Consider the following 16,655-nt stretch of genomic DNA (forward strand, 5'->3'; position numbering starts at 1 on the left):
GGCTCAACACCCCTCCAGGAGGTCAGGCATGTCCAGCATTCCCTCCCTGCTGCGCGACCGGATCGCGGCGACTCCCGACGCCGAGGCGTACCGACTGCCCTCGGACGACGGCTGGGCCTCGTTGTCATGGCGGGAGGTGGGCGAGCGGGTACGCGGGCTGGCCCTGGGCCTGTCAGAGCTGGGGGCCGGGCCGGGGACCCGCGTGTCGATCCTCTGCTCGACCCGGGTCGAATGGGTCCTGGCCGACCTGGCGGTGCTGGCGACCGGTGCGGCCACGACCACGATCTACCCGTCCAACACCGCCGCCGAGTCCGCCTTCGTCATCACCGACTCCGGCAGCACGATCGTCATCGCCGAGAACGACGACCAGGTCGCCAAGATCAGGTCCGTCCAGAAGGAGGTGCCGGACGTCACCCATGTGGTGGTCATCGACGGCTCGGCCAGCGACGACGGCTGGGTGGTCACGCTCGACTCGCTGACCGGTGAGGGCGACTACGACGCCATGGTCGACGCCATCGCCCAGGACGACCTGGCCACGCTCATCTACACCTCGGGCACCACCGGCCGCCCCAAGGGCGTGGAGCTGACCCACGACAACTGGCTGTACGCCGCGAGCTCCGTCCGCGAGCTGGACCTGATCTCCGGGTCCGACCTGCACTTCCTGTGGTTGCCCCTGTCGCACTCGTTCGGCAAGCTGCTGGAGGTCGTGATGATCGACATCGGCGTGCCCACCGCGATCGACGGCCGCCTCGACAAGATCGCCGACAACCTCGGCGTGCTGAAGCCGACCTTCATGGCCGCGGCGCCGCGCATCTTCGAGAAGATCCACAACACCGTCGCCGCCACCCAGCAGCGCGAGGGCGGCGTCAAGCTGCGGATCTTCAACTGGGCCCGGGCGACCGGCATCAGGGTCAGCAGGGCCCGCCAGCGCGAGGCGGCCATCCCGCTCACCACCCGGGTCGAATACGCGCTGGCGGACCGCCTGGTGTTCAGCAAGCTGCGCAACCGGTTCGGCGGCCGGATCCGCTTCTTCATCTCCGGCGCCGCCCCGCTGTCCAAGGACATCGCCGAGTTCTTCGACGCGGCCGGCCTGACGATCCTCGAAGGGTACGGCCTGACCGAGTCCTCGGCGGGCAGCTTCCTCAACCGGCCGGACACGGTGCAGTTCGGGACGGTCGGGCCGCCGCTGCCGGGCACCGAGGTCCGCATCGCCGACGACGGCGAGATCCTCATCGGCGGGCGCGGCATCATGCGCGGATACCACGGGCTGCCGGAGGAGACGGCCGACGCGCTGGAGGACGGCTGGCTGCGTACGGGTGACATCGGCGAGCTGGATCCGGCCGGGCGGTTGCTCATCACCGACCGCAAGAAGGAGCTGATCAAGACCTCGGGCGGCAAGTACGTCGCGCCCACCTACCTGGAGGGCCGGATCAAGGCGGCCTGCCCGTACGCGTCGCACGTGTTCGTGCACGGCGACCGGCGCAACTACGTCACGGCCCTGGTCACGCTCGACATGGACGTGGTCAAGCCGTGGGCGCAGGCCGAGTCGCTGCCCTCCGACGCCGAGTCGCTGCGCGCGCACCCGCGCATGCGCGAGGAGGTCGAGAAGGCCATCGACCAGGTCAACGCGGACCAGGCGAGCTATGCCACGGTCAAGAAGTTCGCGATCCTGGCCGAGGACTTCACGGTGGAGACGGGCGAGCTGACGCCCAGCCTCAAGATCAAGCGCAAGGCGGTCGAGGAGCGTCACGGCAAGGTGCTCGACTCCTTCTACGACTCGCCCGCGTAGTGATCTCCCACCTCCAGGTCCGCCCGAGGCACTGCGACGCGCAGTCGATGATGCACGCCGCCCGCTACTACGAGTACTTCGAGGACGCCTTCCTCGACTGGCTCGGTGAAAGGGGCGGCTACGACCGGCTCCGGCGGGAGGGCGCGGACCTGGTCGTCAAGGCGAGCGGATGCGAGCACCACGCCCCCGCCCGCCTCGGCGACGTGCTGGCCGTGGAGACCGCGCCGGCCAGGGTGGGCACCACGTCGATCACGATGACGTTCACGATGCGGCACGGGGGCGACCTGGTGGCCGTCGGCACGATCACGTACGTGTGCGTGCGCGACGGAGCGGCCGCCCCCCTGCCCGGGATGCTCATAGGACCTCCTTCGTCGGCCCTATGAGCAAGCTCCTGTGTTCATCGGTTCGCTCACAGCACGCGTTTAGCCCCCGGCAGCGACCGCACGGCGTAGGCCAGCGCCCAGCACAGCGGCAGGGCCAGCGCCAGCATGATCGCGAACTTGACGATCGCGATCGCGTGCAGCCAGCTCAGCGCGTAGCCGAGGGCGACCAGCACGAGCGGGTGGGTGATGTAGACGGTGAAGGCGTGCTCGGCCAGGAATCTGCCGCGCGGCCCCTGCTCGTTGAACCGCTCCCTGAAGAGCACCGACAGGCCGATGACCATGCCGACCGCGAACGCGGACTGCCAGAGGGCGATCAGCGCCGTGGACACCGCTCCGCTCGTCATGAACGCCGGCAGCAGCACCAGGGTCGACCCGGTCGCCGCGACGAGCCCGAGCCGCCCCGCCCGCGCCGGCAGCGACTCGAACCAGCCGCGCCTGAAGGCCACGCACCCGAGCACGAACATGCTCGCGTACTGCGGCAGGAAGTCCGGTGACGGCAGCCCGAGCACGGGCACGTAGGTTCCGGTGGGCACCGGGATCCGCCACAGGAACGTGACGGCCGTCAGCCCCAGCACGAACAGCACGATCCACTTGAACCGGAGCGGCGCAGGCTGCGCGTCGAGTGGCGCCCGCCGGCTCCGCCACCAGGCGTAGGCCAGCGCGAAGACGATCAGCACCTCGGCGAACCACATGGGCCCCGGGTCCCACGAGCCGAGGTAGTACTGCCAGTACGGCAGGTCCTGGTACTGGGCGTACCCGCCGAAGTTGACCAGCGGCCGGAGCAGGACGAGGAAGACCAGCAGCGGGATGCCGAGCCGAACCAGCCGCTCGCGCACGAAGGAGCGACCGCCCTTGCGGTCTAACGAGCCGGGGGTGAAGAAGCCGGAGATGAGGAAGAAGAACCCCATGAAGAACGCCTGGTTGATGGTGACCAGGATGTCGAGCGCGGTCCCGGACGGGTCCTTGGCGGGCTCGGTGTAGAACCAGAGGGGGATGTTGCCGTACGTGACCGCGACGTGGTGGGCGACCACCAGCGCGGTCAGCACGATCCGGAGGTTGTCGACCGCGTAGAGCCTGGTCCTCGGCTCGGTCTTCATGCCTTGCATGCCCTTTCCAGGAGGTCCGCTAGTTCCTTTGCGTGTGCGTCGAGGTCGTGGTCGGGATTGGCTACCCAGTAGGCGAACATGTTGTCGATGGCGGAGGAATGGGTGATGGCCATGACACGCGTGTCGAAGTCCCTGAACTCCCCGCTCTCCTGGCCGAAGCGGTAGATCTGCTCCATGGCGCGATAGATCTCCTCGTTGGCGTTGATCCCGTAGCGAGGCTTGCCGTCGGCGGTCCTGAGGTTGTAGAAGATCTCGCCCAGCGCGATGAGCTGCGTGCGATGGCCGCGCATGTGCTCGGCCACCGACAGGACGTGCGTCCTGAGCAGCTCGGCGGCCGTCCGCAGGCCCTCCATCTTGGCGCCCACGTGCTCGGCGATGGTCCCGAACGTGCGGTCGACCACCTCCTCCATCAGCTCGTCCTTGCCGGCGAAGTGGTAGGAGATGACGCCCTTGCTGATGCCCGCGTGCTTGGCGATCCGCGCCAGCGACGCCTGGGCGAACCCGACCTCGGCGATCACCTCCACGGCCGACGCCACGATCTGGGCACGCCTGGCCTCCTCGATGAACGAGCGGGCTTTCTGTCCGCCCGGCTCATTTTCTGACCGCATGGCCAAAATTTAGCACATGCGGCTAGAGAGCGAGGATCGCGGGCGGGTCAGAAGTGCAGCCAGCCGATCCGGCCGTACCAGGCGCCGCCGCTCGCGAGGTGGTCGGCGATGGCCCGCTCCAGCCGCGTGCGGCGCGGCAGCTCGCTCAGGTCGGTGGCGTCCCCGCCGAACACGAAGGACAACATGTCGCTGTCGTCGAACCTGTCGAGCAGGTGGAAACGCCGCTGGAAGGCGACGATGTTGGCGTCGGCCGGCAGGTAGCGGGCGAGCTGCTCGTCCAGCAGCCAGGACCCGCACGTCATGACGCGGTAGTCCTCCTCGGGGAAGTGCCGGGGAAAGAACCGCCTGGCCCATTCGAACGACGCGTCGCACGCCTTGGGCGTCAACGGGCCGTGGAAGTCGGGGATGTGCACCCCGAGCGCCGGGTCGCCGGGCCCCACCGGCATCCCGTCCGTGGTGACCGCCCTGCTCAGCCTGCCCCGGTTGAACTGGAGGCGGCCCAGCTCGTAGAGGATGCCGCGGGCGTGCAGCATGAACCAGTGGGGCGCGTGCAGGCCGCCGGTGCCGTGGCGCTTGCGGTGCACGGCCATGTTGCGCCCCAGGTCCGTGAACGTCGCCCAGGACACCTCCTCCGGGATGCCCAGCTCGCGGTGGTATCGGCGGGTGTGCGGCAGGGCGGCCAGGTAGACGTACACGTAGAAGTACGGCCCCAGCTCGGGCAGCACCCGGAACGGCGGCGGGTCGTCCAGGGCGCCCATCGTGGACACCAGCGAGTACGCGCACCGCTCGGCCAGCCACCACTGCGCGCTGCCCGGCTCCGGGCGGGCGGCGATGACGGCGTTGACGTCCTCGTGCGGCACGGCGAGGCGCAGCAGCTCCGACGGGAGGTCGGCGGGGAAGGCGAGGTCGAAGCCGCCGAGGGATTCGAGGTGGTCGAGCCAGGCGGGGTGGGTGCGGAGCAGGGCCTTGACGTCCATCCGGGTCAGCCTAGCCGCCCCCGGTAGACGGTCCTGGCCCGCTCCAGCAGGGACACGTGGTCGCCGAACTGGTAGGCGCTCGCCAGCCGGCCGTGCTGCCTGATCAGGTCCTCCAGCAGGTCCAGCCACTCCAGGCACCACCGTACGTCGTCCTGCCTGGCGACCTGCCTGCCGTCGATGTCCACGTAGACGGGGCTGGTCAGGGCGTACCCGGTGGAGGTCATGGTGCGCGGGTGCGGGTCGCACAGGACCTCGGCCACCACGTACGTCGGCGCGTCCACCCGGAAGCCGGCCGTCACGGTCAGCACCTCCTCGCCCGCCCGCGGGTAATCGGCCGACAGGCGCTCCGCCCCCGCCCGAACACCCTCCGCGGTGCGGATGCGCACCGCCGCGACCTCGGGCCCGATGGCGCTGGCCGTGACGGTGACGTGCTGCCCCCCGCGCGCGTGGATGACGTGGCCGGGGCCGTGGCCGTCCACGGACAGCTCCAGCCAGGGGCCGGTGGTGGCGAACGTACGGCCCGCGCGTACGGCCGCCGCGAAGGCCCTGGCCGTCAGCGGCCCGTCGACCTGGGCGTAGACGCGGGCCCAGCCGGGCGGGTTCGACTGGTTGTCGGAGCGGGTGAAGGAGATCATCGCGTCCGTGCCGGCGGTCACGGCCAGCCGGTTGCCCGCGCCGATCAGCCGCCGGTACACCGCCGCCGTGGACGGGATCGAGGCGTGGGTGAGCACGTCGAGGCTGTCCACCAGGCCGAGCGCGGCGTCGGCGACCAGCTCGCGGGCGGCGCAGTTGCGCGGCATGGGCGAGACGACGCCCTTGGGCGGGTCGCCGTCGGCGATCGGGGTGCGGAAGGGGTGGCTGTAGCCGACGAGCGCCCCGAGACCGCGCAGCTCTCGCAGCCCGTCGGCGTTGGGCGGCCAGTCCGCGTCGCCCGCGAACCCGGTGTGGTAGCGGCCGGGGGCGTCGCGGGGCGCGAAGGCGTAGATGTGGCCGAGCAGGTCGTTGCGGTATTCGACGCCCATCCTGGCCAGATGCGTGGCGTCCGACCACGGCAGGTCCTCGCCCGTCCAGTGCTCCAGCGCCTCGCGGTCGTAGACACGCCTGCCGGAGACGTTGCCCGCCAGCAGGTTGAGCACGTGCAGGTCCTCGCCGTGCTGGGCGGCGGCCGCGTCCGCGGGCACCCCCACCAGGTCGCCAGCCCAGTTGAGGTGAACGTGCATGTCGGCGCCGTACCAGCCGCGGGCGGCGGCGTCGTAGAGGCGTTCGGGGGTCAGCCTGATCAGGTGCCGCTCGCCGGAGTCCGGGGTGAGCTCCAGCTTGGCCTCGCCGTACTCCATGCCTCTGGCCACGGTGATCGTCAGGGGGACCGCGGGGACCTCCAGCTCGATGTCGTCGCCGTGGAAGTACGGGCGGCCGTGGTAGTCGTAGCGGTTCGGGGTGCCGGGCGGGAACCAGCCGCCGCCGTCTGCGGCCATGACGCTCCACCGGCAGGGCAGCCCCGCCAGCAGGAGCAGCCTGGACATCTGGGTGGGCCGCAGGAGGGTGTCCAGCCGCACGCGTGCGCCGTCCACGACGATTGTGCTGTCGTGATCGACCTGGACCAGCCAGGCGCCGCGGGGGGCGAGCCGCCGCTGGGTCTCGTCGACGCCGACCAGGCAGGAGTCGTCGCGGCTGGAGTCGATGAGCAACGAGATCCGCTCCTCACCCCGCCCGGGCAGCGGCACGGACGGCGCCAGTGCCTCGGCGCGAGCTGGGCGCGGGGCGGACGGCACCGGGTCCGCCCCGCCGCTCTCGGGTTGCGCGCCGCCCGTCAGCAGGACGAACGGCACCTCACCGGCCCATCGCCGGGCCGCCTCGGCCTCGTCCGGCACCGAGTGGAGTGGTTGCGCGGGGAGCAGCACCGTTTTCGGGGCGCCCTCAAGCGCTAACCCGTCCGGGCTGACGCGCAGGGCGACGAGGTGTCCCGGCAACTCGCCGTCGAGGGTGTCGCGCAGGACCCGGTCGTAGTCCGGCTCGGCGAGGCGGGCGGCGAGCTGGTGGCGAGGCTCGTCCGGATGGCTCTCGGCCACCGACCTGAAGACGAGCTGCCAGAACCGGTCGAACAGCGTCGGCGGCAGCACCCGGCGCCGGGCGAAGAACTTGACGTAGTGGATCTCCGGCTCGCCCCAGGTGATGCCGTGCTCGCCCAGCAGCCGCCCGTACTCCTCCAGCGCCCCCGCCACCTTTTCGGGCAGTGTCGGTTCCGCACACATATGCGCCTCTCCCCACGTCGGTTGCGCTACATCGTGACATGGATCACGCAGCCCGTCCGACCGGCGCTGACGCAGCGGATACGGAAACTTCACCCCCGGGAGAAGGTATTCCACTCACGGGTTTCCGATGCTGCCCCGCCCCGTGTCAGCCGATGGTCCTGATGGGTCGAGGGCGCGGCGAGGTGGTGGCGACCAGCGCCGCGCTGCGCACCTCCCAGGCGCCGCAGGCACACCGCAGATAGCAGACCAGGCCCTCGGAGGTGCGGTGAGAGGAGACGACGGTCAGGGCGAGGGGGTCGTGCAGATCTCTAGGGTGCATGATTCCAATCTGATGTAATGACCTTATGCATTTCAATGCTTACGGGGGCAACGGGGCGGCCCTCGCGGCGGCGCTGGTCAACGCGACCGACTTCGGCCCGGCGGCGGTCGAGGCGATGTTGTCGGAGCACCGCCTGCTCCGCACCGCCGTCACCCAGGAGGAGGCGGCGGAGCTGCGGGCGTGGGCGGAGCGGCTCGCGCCGGTGTTCGGGGAGCCGGACCAGAACATCCAGATCAAGCTGGTCAACGACCTGCTCGACGTCACCGCGTCCAAGCCGTACGTCAGCGCTCACGACGGGCGTGAGCCCCACCTGCACTTCTTCTCCGTGGACGCCGACATCGTCTCCCGGGCCAAGGACACCACCGCGGGCGGCCTGGCGATGGCGATCTCGTTCTCCGACGGCCGGCGGCTGGGGCGGTGCGACAGGGACGGGTGCGCGATCGTCTACGTCGACACCTCGCGCAACGGGCGACGCCGGTTCTGCTCGCTGGCCTGCGCGAACAGGGTCAACGTGGCGGCGCACCGGGCCCGTCACCTTGCCCTCTGATCTCCGCGTCGCCTAAACTTGCCAGCGTATTATCGCCGAGCCGTGGGGGCAGCTGAGTGAGGATCTGAGGTCGCGGGCACCGCGCCGTTCCGCCCCATCCGTATTGATCGGCATCTGGGGCATGCGCGCACACCTGGACCCCGGCGACATCCTCGCCTCCATCGCGAACTCCGCCAGAGTTTCCTCGTTTCGCGCGCATATGCGGTGTTCCCGCCAAGTCACGAAATTTCGACCTTTGTGACGGGAGCCGCCTGATGTTTTCCATTGTTGTAGATCACGTGTCCTTCGGCTGGCCGGACGGCACCAAGGTGCTCGACGGGCTCGACGCCGCCTTCCCCGCCGGGCGTACCGGGCTCATCGGGGTCAACGGGTCGGGCAAGTCCACCCTGCTGAAGATCATCGCTCGGGAGCTGGTCCCGGGATCCGGGTCCGTGTCCGTCTCGGGCGAGGTGGGGTACCTGCCGCAGAACGTGCCGCTGGGCGCAGGCCGTACCGTGTCGGACCTGCTGGAGATCAGCGCGACGCGGGCGGCGCTGCACGCCATCGAGGGCGGCGACGTGGCCGAGGAGCATTTCGCCGCGGTCGGCGACGACTGGGACGTCGAGGAGCGCGCGCGGGCCGAGCTCGATCGGCTCGGGCTCGGCCACATCGGGCTGGACCGCACGGTCGGCACGCTGTCCGGCGGCGAGACCATCATGGTCGCGCTGGCCGCCCAGCTGCTGAAACGGCCCGAGGTGCTGCTGCTCGACGAGCCCACCAACAACCTCGACCTGGACGCTCGCGAACGCCTCTACGCCGCCGTCGCCGCCTGGCCGGGCGTGCTGGTGGTCGTCAGCCACGACCGTACGCTGCTGGAGCTCGTCGACCAGATCGCCGAGCTGCGCGAGGGCGTCGTGCGCATGTACGGCGGCAACCTCGGCGACTACGAGGACCAGGTCGCGGCCGAGCAGGAGGCCGCCGCGCGGACGGTGCGCACCGCGGAGGGCGAGGTGAGACGGCAGCAGCGCGAGCTCGTCGAGACCCGAATCAAGATCGACCGGAACCTGCGCAACGGGAGAAAGGCGTTCGAGAACAAGAGGGTGCCGAAGATCGTCGCGAACGGGCGCAAGCGGCAGGCCCAGGTGACCGCGGGCAAGCAGCGCAACCTGGGCCTGGAGAAGCTGGAGGAGGCCCGTGAGCGGCTCACCGAGGCCGAGCAGTCCGTACGCGACGACGCGGAGATCCGCATCCAGCTGCCGGGCACCGAGGTACCCGCCGGCCGCACGGTCCTGACCCTCCCGCTCGACCCGCCGCCGGCCCGCGAACCCGATCCCGGCTCCGAAGAGGGGGCGGTCCGCACGGTCGTGCTGGAGACGCTGGTCGTACGCGGGCCGGAGCGCATCGCGCTGCTCGGCCCGAACGGCTCGGGCAAGACGACGCTGCTCAAGCGGATCGTCGAGCACGGCGCCCAGGTGCCCGTCCGCTACCTGCCGCAGCGGCTCGACCTGCTGGACGACACGCTGAGCGTGGTGGACAACGTGCGTGCCGTGGCGCCCTCCGCCTCGGTGAACGACGTGCGGGCCCGCCTGGCGCGCTTCCTGTTCAGGGGCGAGCGGGTCAACCAGGCGGCCGGCACGCTGTCGGGCGGCGAGAGGTTCCGCGCGACGCTCGCCGCGCTGTTGTCGGCCGAGCCGCCGCCGCAACTGCTCCTGCTCGACGAGCCGACGAACAACCTGGACATGGCCAGCGTCCGCCAGCTCGCCCAGGCGCTGTCGGCCTACCGCGGGGCGCTCATCGTGGCCAGCCACGACCTGCCGTTCCTGGAGACGCTCGGGATCACCCGCTGGTTGCGACAGGATCGGGATGAGGGACTGGCCGAATCGTAATTGACGCATGGGGATCAACCCGGCGATAGTGTGGCAGGTGGCTGCACCTCGGTTGATCCCCTGCGTTCTCGCCCTGGCGACGCTCACGCTCAGTGCCTGTTCCGCTGGTTCGTCCTCCCCGACGGGCGGCGAGGCCAGGGTCAGCGGCGTCGCGGGCGGCAAGGGCGGCGTCGCCGCCAACGGCGGGGCTACGGCCAGCGGCAGCCCGAGCCCGGCCGCCTTAACCGCCGAGGCCTACAAGGGCGAGCTCGACAGCAGGCACAAGACGATGCTCGACGCGATCAACGCGATGGCGGGCGCGCGCGGGGTCAAGGCCCTGGACCAGCGGGTGGATCGAGCCGAGGAGGCGCTGAGCGGCGCCGCCGACGCGCTCTCCGCGCTCACCCCGCCCGACACCGTACGCACCCAGCACGACGCGTACGTGACCAGCCTGCGCGACTTCGCCACCGAGCTGGGCTCCACGGCGGGCAAGGTGGGCGCCAGGGATCTGTGCACCTCCTCGGCCGTGCTCACCGACCTCGACGACAAGCTGGACGCGCTGGACCAGGCGGGCGAGGCCCTGCAGAGCGCCGGAGACTACCCGGCCGACATCGTGGACGTGTCGGCCAAGGGCAAGCAGACCAGGCGGCTGAGCAACGGCTCGTTCATCCGCAAGGGCACGCTCAACGGCCGCAGTTCGCTGGAGATCGACAACGGCGGCTCCCGCGACGCCGTGGTCTCGGTCGTGCGGGGCGGCAGCAAGGCGTTCACCGTGTACGTGCGCAGGAAGGCGAAGTTCAAGGTCCGGGGCGTGCGTGACGGCAACTACAAGATCTATTTCACGCACGGCGTGGACTGGGACGGCAAGAGCAAGGCGTTCACGCGGGAGTGCAGCTTCGAGCGGTTCCAGAAGTCGGTGACGTTCAAGACGACCTTCACCGCCACGCAGATCCGCTGGCACGACTGGCGGATCACGCTGCACTCCATCTCCGGCGGCAACGCCCGCACCTCGCCCGTGGATCCCGACGACTTCCCCGGCTGAGCCGTGAACTCGAGGGGCCGCGCACCGGACGCGCGCGGCCCTTCCTGGTCAGGTCGAGAACAGCATGCCCACCCAGCTGCGCTGGCCGCGGTGGCCGTAGTGGCCGCCGCCGTGGTGGCCGCCGTGCGGCGCGCCCCACGCGGGGCCGGGGCCGGGGGCGGGCGGGGGAGCCGCGTTGTACTGCGACTCCATCCGGGTCAGCGTCTCCAGCTCGCCGTAGTCGAGGAAGATCCCACGGCAGTTGTCGCACTGCTCGATGTGGACGCCGTTGCGCTCATAGGTCCGCATGTTTCCGCGGCACTTAGGGCACTGCATCTAAGTCGCTCTCCTTGGCTTCGAGGTCTCCGGTCTGAAACCTACCGCGCGCAACCCCGTCACGCTCGGACGATTCTGTTGCACGACTCCACCAACGAATGCTCCACCTCGTCCAGTTCCCGGCCCTCGCGTTCGGCGTTCGTCACGGCCACCGCGGCGAGCTGGACGGTGAGCGCCCGGGCCGGCAGATCGAGCCGCCGCCACGGGTCGTCGCCCTGGCCGAGCGCGGGCCCGCCGGAGGCCAGGTACGCCCCCAGGAACCGCTCCCAGACGGCCGGGTCGAGCAGCCCGGCGGCGTACCAGGCGGCCGGTCTGGCCAGGTCCCACGCCGGGTCGCCGACGCCCAGGTCGTCGACGTCGATGAGCAGCCACCGGTCCCGGTGGACGAGCTGGCCCAGATGCCAGTCGCCGTGCGTGAACAGCCCCGGCAGCGGCGTCATCTCGGGCAGCTCCTTGAAGGCCCGTCTGATGAGCTGCTCGACCGGGCCGTCGCCGGTCATGCGCCCCACCGCGCGGGCGGCCCTGGCGGGCCCTCCGGAGGCGGGCAGCTCCGGCAGCAGCGTGAGAGGGATGGCATGCAGCCTGGCCAGCAGCCTGGCGCCCTCCTCCCAGGGCGCGGAATCGGGGTCGTCCTGCGCGACGGGGCGGCCCGCGGGCCACACGGTCACCGCCCGCCCCTCGGCCGCCAGCACCTCCGGCTCCAGCGGCGCCAGCATCACGCCGCTCACCGCGGCCGACGCGGCGGCCCGCAATCTCGGGCGCAGCGACTCGACGTCGTCGCGCACGGAGTGGGCCTTGACCACGACCTCGCCCCTGCGTAACACCACGACATCCGTGCGTGTCGGGTGTAACACCGGTGTTCCCGTGCCGCCGTACGCCGCGGCGATACCCGCCAGCTCAACCTCCAGACCCACTCGTACAGACTAGGGGGCATGAGAGTCGGTTTCGCCGTACCACAGTCAGGGGCGTGGGCCACGCCCGAGAACCTGCGCCGCGTCGCCGCCCGGGCGGAATCGCTCGGCTATCACGAACTCTGGACGTTCCAGCGGTTGTTGTACCCGGTCGGGCATCCGATGGGGCCGACCTACCGCAGCGTGCACGACCCGCTGATCACGCTGGCCCACCTGTCCGGCGTGACGAGCCGGATCCGGCTCGGGGTGGCGGTGATCAACGCGTACGTGCAGCCGGTGGTGCTGGCCAAGCAGCTCGCCACGCTCCAGACGCTCTCCGGCGGCAGGCTCACGGCGGGGATCGGGCTGGGCTGGGTGCCGGAGGAGTTCGAGGCCACGGGCGTGGGCATGGAGCGGCGGGGACGCAGGGGCGAGGAGTACGTCGAGCTGCTGCGCAAGGCGTGGACCGACGACGTGATCGAGCACCGGGGCGAGTTCTACCGGGTGTCGCCGTCCCATATGGACCCCAAGCCCGTGCCGGGACCGCCGCCGATCCTGCTCGGGGGCACCGCCGAGGTCGCGCTGCGCCGCGCCGCGCGGCTGGGCGACGGGTGGGTGAGCTCCAGCAGGGAGGACCTGTCCGCCATCGCGGGCCGGATCGCGCTGATCAAGCAGACGCTGGCCGAGTCGGGGCGGGACGCGGGCGCGTTCAGGTTCGTGGTGCGCGGCGTCACGCAGGTCAGGGCGGGCGACTCCGATCGTCCGCTGACGGGCACGTACGAGGACATCAGGCGCGACGTGGCCGACCTGGCCGCCAAGGGCGTGACGGACGTCTTCCACGACCTCAACTTCGACCGCGAGTTCGTCACGGCCGACGCCAAGGAGGCGATGCGCCGGGCCGAGGAGGCACTGGAGGCGCTGGCTCCCTAGCCGCCGTACGGGACCGTGATGATCTCCAGGTTGTGGCCGTTCGGGTCGGACCAGTAGAGGCCGCGGCCGCCGTCGTTGGTGTTGATCCGGCAGGGGCGCTGGTGGTGCGGATCGGCCCAGTACGTCAGCCCGCGATCCTTGATCCGGCCCCAGATCTGGTCGAACTCCTGCTCGCTGACCAGGAACGCGTAGTGCTGCGCGGGCACCGCCTCGCCCGCCTGCACGACGTCGAGCGAGACGTCGTTGCCGAGCGAGACGACGCGGAACGGGCCGAACACCGGCGCCGGCGCCAGCCCGAGCACGTCGACCAGGAACGCGGCGGTCTCGTCCCTGTCCCTGGCCGGCACGATGGTGTGGTTCAGTTGGACGGACATGTCTCCAGGCTATTCCAGCCTGACGGGCAGCGTTTCGAGGCCGTTGACGACGCTCGACGGCAGCCAGGTCACCGGTTTCGGGCTGAGCAATACGCTCTTTGTGGTCCCGTAATTACGTCCTGTCAACAGGGGAGGTCAACCAGGCGGAGCGCTTCCGCGGCGACCGCGTGGCGCAATTCGCCGATGCCGTCGCGTCCCCGTACGGGATGGACGGCGTTCGTCAGCAGCACCACGGTCAGCCGGCGGGCGGGATCGACCACGAGCGAGGTGCCGGTGAACCCCGAATGGCCGTAGGCGCCGGTCAGGGGGCCCACGATGGCCGGATCGCCGAGGCGCACGCCGAGCCCGTGGCGGAACTTCGCGCCCTCGGCGCCCTGGTCGCGGACCATCTCGGCCACGCTCTCCGGGCGCAGCATCGCCCCGCCGCCGAGCCGCAGCGTCTCGCCGAACGCCAGCAGGTCCCCGGCCGTGGCGAACACCCCGGCGTGCCCCGCCACGCCGCCCAGCGCGTAGGCGGTCTCGTCGTGCACCTCCCCACGAACGCAGCCCGGCCCAGGTCGTTCGGACTTCCATTCGGTGGCGGCGATCCGCGAAAGATCGTGCGGGCGGTAGCCGGTGTCGGCCAGGCCGAGCACCTCCGTGACCCGGACGCGGACCAGCGCGTCGAGCGGTGCGCCGCCGGCCAACTCGGCCATCCGGCCCGCGATGACCAGGCCGACGTCGCTGTAGAGGTAGGGTCCGCCGACCGGGTGGGTGATCGGCGTGTCCAGCATCGCGGCCATCCGGGTTCGCGGATCGGCGGCGGGCAGCTCCCGGTCGATGCGGCGGGTCGGGGGCAGGCCGGCCGTGTGGGTGAGCAGGCGGCGCGGGGTGATCCGGGGATCGCGGCCGGGGATCCGGGCGGTCACCGGCTCGTCCAGGTCCAGCAGGCCCTCCTCGGCCAGCGAGAGCAGCACGACCGTGGTGAACAGCTTGCTGATCGAGGCCAGGTCGAAGATCGAGTCCCGGCGGGCCGGCGGGCGGTCCTCGGCCAGGGTTTCCTGGGCGTCGGCGTACCGTACGAGCTCTCCTGTCGCCGCGGCGGCCGCCACCGAGCCGTCCACGGCGATCAGCGCGACCGCGGCCGAGCAGACGCGCGGCACCCCGTCCGCCAGGATCGAGCCCAGCCGATCGGACATCCCTTGGGGTTCCACCGGACGCTCTCAGCCTCAGCCGCTGAGCGCGTCGCTGAGGCGCTCCCCGTGCGACTCCAGCAGCGCGCGCGCCGCGGCCGCGTCGAGCCCGTGCTGGATCATCAGCACCGCGATCTTCGCCTGCCCGCCCGCCGCGTCCAGCGCCGCGCCGGCGGTCTCGCTGTCGGCCCCGGTGATGTCCCTGACCATGCGCAGCGCCCGCCCGGCCAGCTTGCTGTTCATCGCCGACATCTCGATCATCTCGTTGCCGTAGGTGCGGCCGAGCCGGACCATGGAGATCGTCGAGATCATGTTCAGCACCAGCTTCTGGGCCGTGCCCGCCTTGAGCCTGGTCGAGCCGGTCACCACCTCCGGCCCCACGACCACCTCGATCGCGTGCTCGGCGGCGGCCGACAGCGGCGCGCCGGCGTTGCACGACAGGCCGACGGTCAGCGCGCCGCGCTCGGCCGCCTCCTCCAGCGCGCCCAGCACGAACGGCGCCCGCCCGCTGGCGGACACGCCCACCACCGAGTCGAGCGGTCCCACGTCCAGGTCCTTCAACGCGGCGGCGCCCGCCTCGGCGTCGTCCTCCGCCCCCTCCACGGACCGGGTGAGCGCCTCGGGCCCGCCGGCGATGATCCCCTGCACCAGCGAGGGATCGGTGCCGAACGTGGGCGGGCACTCGCTGGCGTCGAGCACCGCCAGCCGCCCCGACGTGCCGGCGCCCACGTACAGCAGCCGGCCGCCCTCCGACATCCGCGCAGAGATCGCGTCGATGGCCGCCGAGATCGCCGGCACGGCCACCGCGACGGCGGCGGGCACGGCGGCGTCGGCCTGGTTCATCAATCGGGCGATCTGCTCGGTCGGCAGCCGGTCGATCTGGCTGTAGCGGGGATCGCTCTGCTCGGTGGACAGCTCAGGTAGTGGATCAATCATGACGCTAATTTCCACCCTTTACTTCTCTCTTGTAAATATCTTTCAGATAATGGGTCCATGTCATGCGTACGCACCGGAGCCGAACGGCTGGCCGCGGATCCCTCGCTCGCGGGGGGCGCCCGCCTCGGCCTGATCACGAACCCCACCGGAGTCCTGCCCGATCTCACTCCCACCCTGGACGCACTGCTGGCCTCGGGGCTGCGCCTGACGGCCCTGTTCGGTCCCGAGCACGGCATGCGCGGCACCGCCCAGGCGGCCGGCAGCGAGGGCGACACCGTGGACGAGAAGACCGGGCTCGCGGTCTACGACACCCACAAGATCGAGGGCGAGGCGCTCGACCGGGTGGTCGCCGCCTCCGGCGTGGACACGCTGGTCTTCGACATCGCCGACGTGGGCACCCGCTTCTACACCTACATCTGGACCATGTACGACCTGCTGGCCTCGGCCGCCCGGCTCGGGCTGCGGTTCGTGGTGCTGGACCGGCCCAACCCGCTCGGCGGGACGGTCGAGGAGGGCCCGCCGCTCGATCCCGCGTTCGCGACCTTCGTGGGCCGCTTCCCGCTGCCCGTGCGGCACGGCAGGACGGCGGGGGAGCTGGCCGGGCTGTTCGGGTTCGACGTGGACCTGCGCGTGGTCGAGATGGAGGGCTGGCGGCGCGACATGACGTACGCCGAGACCGGGTTGCCCTGGGTGATGCCGTCGGTCAACATGCCGACTCTGGACACCGTGCTGGTCTACCCGGGCACGGGGTTGTTCGAGGGCACGAACTTCTCCGAGGGGCGCGGCACGACCAGGCCGTTCGAGCTGGTCGGGGCGCCGTACGCGGACGAGAGGTTCGCTCCCGCGCTGGCCGCGCTCGACCTGCCCGGCGTGCGCTTCAGGGAGACCTGGTTCACGCCGACGTTCCACAAGCACGCGGGCACCCCGGTCCGCGGCGTGCAGCTCCACGTGCACGACCGGACCGCGTTCCGGCCGGTGCTGACGGGCCTGTCGATGTTGCACGTGGCCCGCACCCTCTACCCGGACGACCTGCGCTGGCAGGGGCCCGACCTGTTCATGGACCACCTGTGGGGCTCCGACACGCTCACACGCTGCCTGGAGGCCGGTGCGGACCCCCGCGACCTGTGTCCCCCGCCAGGACGCCCGGAAGGACGACTGCTCTATACGTGAC

17 protein-coding genes are annotated in these 16,655 nt (G+C 71.0%); 7 read left to right on the forward strand and 10 right to left on the reverse strand.

Features of this window, described 5'->3' with window-relative positions:
* The first annotated feature begins 28 nt into the window (after positions 1-28).
* Together ACFLIM_RS02665 and ACFLIM_RS02670 are read left to right on the forward strand one after the other, a co-directional pair.
* Positions 29-1,789, forward strand: a complete 1,761-nt coding sequence (locus ACFLIM_RS02665) for an AMP-dependent synthetase/ligase (protein ID WP_393161444.1) — start codon at positions 29-31, stop codon at positions 1,787-1,789.
* Positions 1,789-2,172, forward strand: coding sequence for an acyl-CoA thioesterase (locus tag ACFLIM_RS02670; RefSeq protein ID WP_393161446.1), 384 nt, complete (start codon positions 1,789-1,791; stop codon positions 2,170-2,172). Before ACFLIM_RS02665 ends, ACFLIM_RS02670 begins: the two co-directional genes overlap by 1 nt.
* 26 nt (positions 2,173-2,198) lie before the next feature.
* Here ACFLIM_RS02670 and ACFLIM_RS02675 read toward each other — a convergent pair whose 3' ends face one another.
* From ACFLIM_RS02675 to ACFLIM_RS02695, 5 genes are all read right to left on the reverse strand, one after another.
* Positions 2,199-3,269 carry an acyltransferase family protein gene (locus ACFLIM_RS02675; RefSeq protein ID WP_393161448.1) on the reverse strand — a complete coding sequence of 357 codons (1,071 nt, stop codon included), beginning with the start codon at positions 3,267-3,269 and terminating at the stop codon, positions 2,199-2,201.
* On the reverse strand, positions 3,266-3,886 hold the full coding sequence (locus ACFLIM_RS02680) for a TetR/AcrR family transcriptional regulator (RefSeq protein WP_393161450.1): 621 nt from the start codon (positions 3,884-3,886) through the stop codon (positions 3,266-3,268). Before ACFLIM_RS02680 ends, ACFLIM_RS02675 begins: the two co-directional genes overlap by 4 nt.
* A 47-nt stretch (positions 3,887-3,933) precedes the next feature.
* Positions 3,934-4,863 carry an acyltransferase domain-containing protein gene (locus tag ACFLIM_RS02685; protein ID WP_393161452.1) on the reverse strand — a complete coding sequence of 310 codons (930 nt, stop codon included), beginning with the start codon at positions 4,861-4,863 and terminating at the stop codon, positions 3,934-3,936.
* Between the two features lie 5 nt (positions 4,864-4,868).
* Positions 4,869-7,115, reverse strand: a complete 2,247-nt coding sequence (locus ACFLIM_RS02690) for a CehA/McbA family metallohydrolase (RefSeq protein ID WP_393161454.1) — start codon at positions 7,113-7,115, stop codon at positions 4,869-4,871.
* A 145-nt stretch (positions 7,116-7,260) separates the two neighbouring features.
* A complete protein-coding gene (locus ACFLIM_RS02695; RefSeq protein WP_393161456.1) occupies positions 7,261-7,434 on the reverse strand; it encodes a hypothetical protein in 174 nt (57 codons plus the stop codon).
* 25 nt (positions 7,435-7,459) lie between these two features.
* Between ACFLIM_RS02695 and ACFLIM_RS02700 the strand changes: the two genes are divergently transcribed.
* The 3 genes from ACFLIM_RS02700 to ACFLIM_RS02710 all read left to right on the forward strand — a co-directional run bounded on the left by ACFLIM_RS02700 (position 7,460) and on the right by ACFLIM_RS02710 (position 10,867).
* A complete protein-coding gene (locus tag ACFLIM_RS02700) occupies positions 7,460-7,981 on the forward strand; it encodes a CGNR zinc finger domain-containing protein (protein ID WP_393161458.1) in 522 nt (173 codons plus the stop codon).
* Between the two features lie 254 nt (positions 7,982-8,235).
* Entirely contained in the window at positions 8,236-9,846 is a 1,611-nt protein-coding gene (locus ACFLIM_RS02705) for an ABC-F family ATP-binding cassette domain-containing protein (RefSeq protein WP_393161459.1), read from the forward strand.
* Between the two features lie 37 nt (positions 9,847-9,883).
* Positions 9,884-10,867 carry a hypothetical protein gene (locus tag ACFLIM_RS02710; protein WP_393161461.1) on the forward strand — a complete coding sequence of 328 codons (984 nt, stop codon included), beginning with the start codon at positions 9,884-9,886 and terminating at the stop codon, positions 10,865-10,867.
* 48 nt (positions 10,868-10,915) lie between these two features.
* Here the strand turns inward: ACFLIM_RS02710 and ACFLIM_RS02715 are convergent, their stop codons facing one another.
* Positions 10,916-11,182, reverse strand: coding sequence for a TFIIB-type zinc ribbon-containing protein (locus ACFLIM_RS02715; protein WP_393161463.1), 267 nt, complete (start codon positions 11,180-11,182; stop codon positions 10,916-10,918).
* A gap of 59 nt (positions 11,183-11,241) precedes the next feature.
* Positions 11,242-12,096, reverse strand: a complete 855-nt coding sequence (locus ACFLIM_RS02720) for a phosphotransferase (protein WP_393161465.1) — start codon at positions 12,094-12,096, stop codon at positions 11,242-11,244.
* A gap of 18 nt (positions 12,097-12,114) precedes the next feature.
* On the opposite strand from ACFLIM_RS02720, the gene ACFLIM_RS02725 reads away from it, so the two are divergent.
* The gene (locus ACFLIM_RS02725) at positions 12,115-13,002 is read left to right on the forward strand and encodes a TIGR03619 family F420-dependent LLM class oxidoreductase (protein WP_393161467.1); all 888 of its coding nucleotides are present in this window, start codon (positions 12,115-12,117) and stop codon (positions 13,000-13,002) included.
* On the opposite strand, the gene ACFLIM_RS02730 is transcribed toward ACFLIM_RS02725, so the two are convergent.
* The 3 genes from ACFLIM_RS02730 to murQ all read right to left on the reverse strand — a co-directional run bounded on the left by ACFLIM_RS02730 (position 12,999) and on the right by murQ (position 15,484).
* On the reverse strand, positions 12,999-13,376 hold the full coding sequence (locus ACFLIM_RS02730; RefSeq protein ID WP_393161469.1) for a VOC family protein: 378 nt from the start codon (positions 13,374-13,376) through the stop codon (positions 12,999-13,001). The two genes, ACFLIM_RS02725 and ACFLIM_RS02730, sit on opposite strands and share 4 nt — an antisense overlap.
* A gap of 122 nt (positions 13,377-13,498) precedes the next feature.
* Positions 13,499-14,554: a serine hydrolase domain-containing protein gene (locus tag ACFLIM_RS02735; protein ID WP_393161471.1), complete on the reverse strand. Its 1,056-nt coding sequence runs from the start codon at positions 14,552-14,554 to the stop codon at positions 13,499-13,501.
* Positions 14,555-14,584: 30 nt separating this feature from the next.
* The gene (gene murQ / locus ACFLIM_RS02740) at positions 14,585-15,484 is read right to left on the reverse strand and encodes an N-acetylmuramic acid 6-phosphate etherase (RefSeq protein WP_393161473.1); all 900 of its coding nucleotides are present in this window, start codon (positions 15,482-15,484) and stop codon (positions 14,585-14,587) included.
* A 57-nt stretch (positions 15,485-15,541) separates the two neighbouring features.
* On the opposite strand from murQ, the gene ACFLIM_RS02745 reads away from it, so the two are divergent.
* On the forward strand, positions 15,542-16,654 hold the full coding sequence (locus ACFLIM_RS02745) for an exo-beta-N-acetylmuramidase NamZ family protein (protein ID WP_393161475.1): 1,113 nt from the start codon (positions 15,542-15,544) through the stop codon (positions 16,652-16,654).
* The last annotated feature ends 1 nt before the right edge of the window (position 16,655 follow it).

It is taken from the genome of Nonomuraea marmarensis, assembly GCF_043197025.1.
Taxonomy (GTDB): Bacteria; Actinomycetota; Actinomycetes; order Streptosporangiales; family Streptosporangiaceae; genus Nonomuraea; species Nonomuraea marmarensis.